The sequence below is a fragment of the Verrucosispora sp. SN26_14.1 genome, from assembly GCF_004307965.1.
Lineage (GTDB): Bacteria > Actinomycetota > Actinomycetes > Mycobacteriales > Micromonosporaceae > Micromonospora.
Genome location: NZ_SISL01000432.1, coordinates 1 through 5,000, shown reverse-complemented (window position 1 = coordinate 5,000; position 5,000 = coordinate 1). Strand labels below are relative to the sequence as shown.

Here is a 5,000-nt window from a genome sequence, read left to right as displayed (position 1 = left end):
ACCCGGGCGTCGTCGCGCGCCGGCCGGGGCGGGGCGGGTGCGGTGCCGTGGTTGGTCAGCAGGTGGACCGCGATGAATTCGGCGGCCGTGGCCGCGTACAGTTCGGAAACCCCGGCCCGGGCGGCCCGGTGCAGGCGGGTCAGCAGGGCGCGCAGCACGTCGTCGTCGAACGCCAGCCCGTCCGGCGGGCGGAACCGGCTGGCGCTGCCGCCGAACGCCTCGCTTGCGACCCGGGTCATGGTCGGCGCGGGGATCAGCAGCCGGATCTGGGTGACGTGGTCGTCGCCGGTCGGTGAAACCCAGCGCAGGCTGCTGGTCGCGCCGGGCGCCGTCGTGGACAGCGATCCGGGACCCAGCAGGCCCGTCGCCCAGCCGCTCCTGCGGCGGCTGGAGACCAGCCGGGTTCCGTGGATCTGCAGGTCGATCAGCTGGGCGTCGATCGCCGGCAGCTCGACCCGCTCGGCCTCGGCGTCGACCGACAGGAGTTCGAGGTCCAGCGATCGCCAGCCCGCCCGGCGACTATCGAAGTGCACGCGGGTCAGCCGCCGGAATTCCTCTCCCAGTTCGATGACACACCTCAACATCTGCCGCAGATGACCGCAACTTTAGACCGGACGGTCGGCGGCTTCCCGCCTAGCTTCGATCATGACTCGCAGCACCCCGTCCCCGAGGAGGCCCCGATGCCGGAGACCATCGAGAAACTGACCGTGTTCGACCTGGCTCGCCCGGCAACCAACCAACTGGCCCAGGGTTTCTTCCAGTGGTGTGTGGTCGCACCCGACCTGCATGCCAAGTGCGCCGAGTTGGAGAAGGTCTACGGCCCCGCCGGGTTCTGGATTCTCGAGAACGCGCCGCTGCTGGCGACGACGCTGCGCGGTGAGCCAATCGACCTGCGTGTCGACATGGCTCTGGGCTACATCGGCGACGTCAACATCGAAGTCATCAGCCCCCGCCCCGAGGGGGATCCCAACCTCTACACCGAGTTCCTCGACGAACGACCGGCCGGTGGCTTCCACCACCTCGGTTTCCAGGTGTACGACTTCGACGCCGCAGCCGCCGATCTGGCTGCCGTTTTCGGCCCGGTCGAACAGGCTGGCGACTTCTCGACCGGCGGCAGCCGCTTCGCCTACTTCGACTCCCGCCCGCTGACCGGCATCTACACCGAGATCCTCTGGTTCGACAACGGGACGATCGCGAACATGGCGAGCCTCCGCGCCGGAAACCCTCCTTCAGTCCAGGGCGACCGGCCGTAGGTGTCGACCGCGTCGACGACGGCAGGGACCTGCAGGTCAACCTCTCCGCCGATGTGCTGTTCGCGGTGGACAAGGCCACCCTCACCTCCGTAGCCAGGTCGGTCATGGCCCGTACGGCGAAGCTCATCGACGCCTCCCCCGCCGCAGTGGTGACGGTGGCAGGCCACGCCGACTCCTCCGGCACCGACGCCATCGACAATCCACTGTCGATGCGCCGCGCCCAGGCAGTTGGGGGTCTCCGACATCACCGAGCACCCGGGAAACCCAGCCTCTGAGCTACCGGGGGAGCCTCAGCAGCGCGGGCAGGCGGTTTCCTTTCTCACGCTCCAACTGAAGGTGGTACTCCCCTGTCCGCCTCCGACGGCCGTGACTGTGACGGTGTAGCTGCCGATGTTGCTGAGAAAGCCGCTGATCAGGCCGGTCGAGGGGGAGATACCCACCCCAGGAGGCAGGCCGGTCGCCGACCAGGTGTACGAACCGCTTCCGCCGGTGGCTTGCATCTGCAGCGACACGGTGTCCGACTTGAGATGGCTCTGGGTGCCCGGGTTGGTGACCGTCACCGTTCCGCTCGGCGGAGGCACGGTGATGTCCGGTGGCGGACAGGTCAGGGATACGGGCTGAGACCCTGTCGTTCGGGTGATGAACTCCGGAGATCCCGACAGGTATTGGACTGTGGCGGTTGCTCGTCCGGAGTAGTAGCCCGACTCACAGAGCGTCCCTGGGTTGGCGACGCCGAGACCGAACAGTGGGGTCAGGGTCGAGTTCTGCCACACCTCTGTGCGGCCGTTCACGGTCTGGCCGGGGCCGCCGATCAGGCCGTGGTAGAGCAGCTCGACGGTGAGGTCGATGCGACGCACGGGGCCGTCACACTGGACTATCGCGGTGTAGTTGACGGTCTTGGAGTCAGTCTTGCTCGGTGGACTGTCCGGCGAGGTGTACCAACAGGTGTGGCCGTCGGGAACCGCAGCCGATGCCGGTGTGGCGAGACCCAGAGAAGCGATGACCATGGCAGCCGCCGCCATGGTCAGCAGTAAGCGGGATCTGTTGCGACGCAAGAGTTTTGCGCTCATCGATATATGCTCGCATGGGGACGTTCAAGTCAGCAATGGCCGAGCCTTCAGCGCGGCGACCATCAAAGAGCGCAGCGGCAGAACGGGCAGCGCCGTCGTGGACGTGCTGATCGGTGCCAAGGCCGACGGGAAGCTCAAGGAGTGGCGAGTCAACCGAGCCACCCCGACATCGACCACCTCGAAGGTACTGCGGGCGAGCGGTTGGGGAGCCTTCATCAGCCTCAGCACGGGCTACCGTGACGCGCACCCCGACGGTCGGCCGCTGCTCGGGATCACCGCCGCCCGTTCGGCCTCCGTGCACTTCGACGCCGTGAAGACGGACGGAGTCGGCACGGACATCAAGGGTGGCTCCCTCGGCTCGCTCGACTGGACCGCGAAAGCCGACGGTCAGTAGCGGGAGGACCTCCGTGAGCCCGTCCGGGACCAGCTGCGCTCGGACGGGCTCGTCCGCACTCACGACGGCGCCGTGCCGGCGATCCTGACCTGGGATTGTCGACACGGCGCCGTGGTGAGTGCGTGCGTGGGCTCCGGCAGTTCTGGGTAGCAGGCGGCCTTCGCCGCGTCCCCGGCATTCGGCCATAGTGAGTTTCCTCACCGTGGAGATTATGTGAGGTTTCGGGCGTATTTGTGGTGCGCACGTGACGGACGGGACACAGGGCATTCAGCTCCGTCGGTTTGCCGGACATTGGCGAAATATCCACCGTGACTGGCCGTTGAAGAGCCGTGACGACCACGGGCCCGGACGACGCGGTCCTCCGCCCACCGACAGACGGCTGACCTGCCGGAAGGGACCTGTTGCGATGTCCACGTTCGCCCCTGACCGTCACCCGATGCCCTCGTACGACCGGTATCCCTCGCTGTCCGTGGTGATCCCGGCCCGCAACGAGGCCCGGAACCTGCCGCACGTCTTCGCGCGTCTGCCCCACGGCGTCGCCGAGGTGATCCTGGTCGACGGCGGCTCGGTCGACGGCACCGCCGATGTGGCCCGCGAGCTCTGGCCCTCCGTGCGGGTGATCGAGCAGACCCGTACCGGCAAGGGCAACGCGCTCGCCTGCGGCTTCGCTGCGGCCACCGGCGACATCGTGGTCATGATCGACGCGGATGGTTCGACCGACCCGCAGGAGATCCCCAGCTTCGTCGAGGCCCTGGTGTCCGGCGCCGATTTCGCCAAGGGAACCCGCTTCCGGTACGGCGGCGGAAGCGACGACATCACCCCGCTGCGCCGCTGGGGAAACCGTGCGCTGAACGGCATCGTCAACGCCCTCTTCGGCACCCGCTTCACCGACCTCTGCTACGGCTACAACGCCTTCTGGCGGGATCTGGTCCCGGCCATGGAGCTGCCCCACCCGGCATCGACGCCACCGCCCAAAGGCAAGCTCTGGGGCGACGGGTTCGAGATCGAGACCCTGATCAACATCCGGATGGCCGCCGCCGGCTACCAGGTACGTGAGGTGCCGAGCATCGAGTACCTGCGGATCCATGGCGAGAGTAACCTCCACACGTTCCGCGACGGCTCCCGCGTGCTCCGCACGATCCTCAGCGAGTTCCGCCGCGCCCGGCGCGGACGCCACCAGGACTCCGGCCTCGCCAACCATGCCGCGCACGCCGCCTCCGGTCCCGCCGCACCCGCCACGGGACAAGTCCGCGTGTCCCTCCCCCGGCCCGCCCCGACACCCGTGGCGGCGACCCTGCACCACGCCGGTACCGCCCCCCTCGGCCAGCGCGACCACGGCGGCCAGGACACCTGGACCGAGGAGGTGCGCTGAGATGCCCCGCGCGCAGTCCCCGGTCAGCGTGGTCATCCCCACCCACAGCGAACACCGCCTTCCCCGGCTGGTCCGGGTGGTGCAGGCCGTCCGGGAGCAGAGCCCGCCGCCTGCGGAGATCATCGTGGTGGTCGACCACAACCCGCACCTGCACCGACTGGTCCGTCGGGAGTTGCCCGACGTGACGGTGCTGGATAACCGCCTGCCGCGCGGTGTCTCCGGTAACCGGAACACCGGGGCCCGTCATGCCGTCACCCCCGTGGTGGTCTTCCTCGACGACGACGTGATCGCGCAGCCCGGCTGGCTGGCCGGACTGTGCGAGCCGCTCGCCGACCCGGCCGTGGTCGGCACCGGCGGGGGCATCGCGCCGGACTGGGAGACCCTCCGGCCGACCTGGTTGCCCGACGAGTTCCTCTGGACGGTCGGCGTCTCCCGTACCGGTCCCTCGACCGGCACGGTGCGGGTACGCAATGTCTGGTCCGCCAGCATGGCCGTGCGCCGCGACGCCTTCGAGGCCGTCCAGGGTTTCCGTACCGACTTCGGCAAGGTGGGAGACCGTGCCCGGCCGGAGGACACGGAGTTCTGCCTGCGACTGACCCGGCACGCGGGCGGCCACTGGGTGCACGTGTCGGACGCCGTCGTCGTCCACCCGGTGCCGGCCGAGCGGGCCACGCTGCGTGCCTTCCTGCACCGCTGCGTGGCCGAGGGCCGGGGCAAGGTCGCGATGGCTCGGCTGCTCGACGGCGGTGCCTTCGGTGGCCGCGACCACTCCGGACCCAGCCTCGATGCCGAGCGCGGCTATCTGCTCCGGACACTGCCCCGGGCGGTACTGCGGGGTCTCGCCGGGTCGCTGGGCGGACGGGGTGCCCAGCCCGCTCTCCGGGCCGGGGCGGTCCTGCTCGGTGCGACCG

7 protein-coding genes are annotated in these 5,000 nt (G+C 69.2%); 5 read left to right on the top strand and 2 right to left on the bottom strand.

Annotation, left to right across the window (positions count from 1 at the left end):
- A partial coding sequence (locus EYA84_RS26265; RefSeq protein WP_131056320.1) for a hypothetical protein occupies positions 1-533 on the bottom strand: 533 nt, incomplete at its 3' end.
- Here EYA84_RS26265 and EYA84_RS26260 point away from each other — a divergent pair.
- Together EYA84_RS26260 and EYA84_RS34095 are read left to right on the top strand one after the other, a co-directional pair.
- On the top strand, positions 528-1,253 hold the full coding sequence (locus tag EYA84_RS26260; protein ID WP_131056318.1) for a VOC family protein: 726 nt from the start codon (positions 528-530) through the stop codon (positions 1,251-1,253). The genes EYA84_RS26265 and EYA84_RS26260 overlap by 6 nt on opposite strands.
- A 53-nt stretch (positions 1,254-1,306) precedes the next feature.
- Positions 1,307-1,528: an OmpA family protein gene (locus tag EYA84_RS34095; protein WP_394347615.1), complete on the top strand. Its 222-nt coding sequence runs from the start codon at positions 1,307-1,309 to the stop codon at positions 1,526-1,528.
- 15 nt (positions 1,529-1,543) lie between these two features.
- On the opposite strand, the gene EYA84_RS26250 is transcribed toward EYA84_RS34095, so the two are convergent.
- Positions 1,544-2,275: an Ig domain-containing protein gene (locus tag EYA84_RS26250; protein ID WP_161595044.1), complete on the bottom strand. Its 732-nt coding sequence runs from the start codon at positions 2,273-2,275 to the stop codon at positions 1,544-1,546.
- On the opposite strand from EYA84_RS26250, the gene EYA84_RS26245 reads away from it, so the two are divergent.
- From EYA84_RS26245 to EYA84_RS26235, 3 genes are all read left to right on the top strand, one after another.
- Positions 2,274-2,717, top strand: a complete 444-nt coding sequence (locus tag EYA84_RS26245; RefSeq protein WP_131056314.1) for a hypothetical protein — start codon at positions 2,274-2,276, stop codon at positions 2,715-2,717. The genes EYA84_RS26250 and EYA84_RS26245 overlap by 2 nt on opposite strands.
- A 436-nt stretch (positions 2,718-3,153) precedes the next feature.
- Positions 3,154-4,089 (top strand): glycosyltransferase family 2 protein, encoded by a 936-nt coding sequence (locus EYA84_RS26240; protein WP_236145964.1) that lies wholly within the window; start codon positions 3,154-3,156, stop codon positions 4,087-4,089.
- 1 nt (position 4,090) lies between these two features.
- A partial coding sequence (locus EYA84_RS26235; RefSeq protein ID WP_161595043.1) for a glycosyltransferase family 2 protein occupies positions 4,091-5,000 on the top strand: 910 nt, incomplete at its 3' end.

Coding starts and splice junctions, on each gene's coding strand:
- EYA84_RS26245 (WP_131056314.1), top strand. CDS start 2,274: ATGGTCAGCAGTAAGCGGGATCTGTTGCGACGCAAGAGTTTTGCGCTC.
- EYA84_RS26240 (WP_236145964.1), top strand. CDS start 3,154: ATGCCCTCGTACGACCGGTATCCCTCGCTGTCCGTGGTGATCCCGGCC.
- EYA84_RS26250 (WP_161595044.1), bottom strand. CDS start 2,275: ATGGCGGCGGCTGCCATGGTCATCGCTTCTCTGGGTCTCGCCACACCG.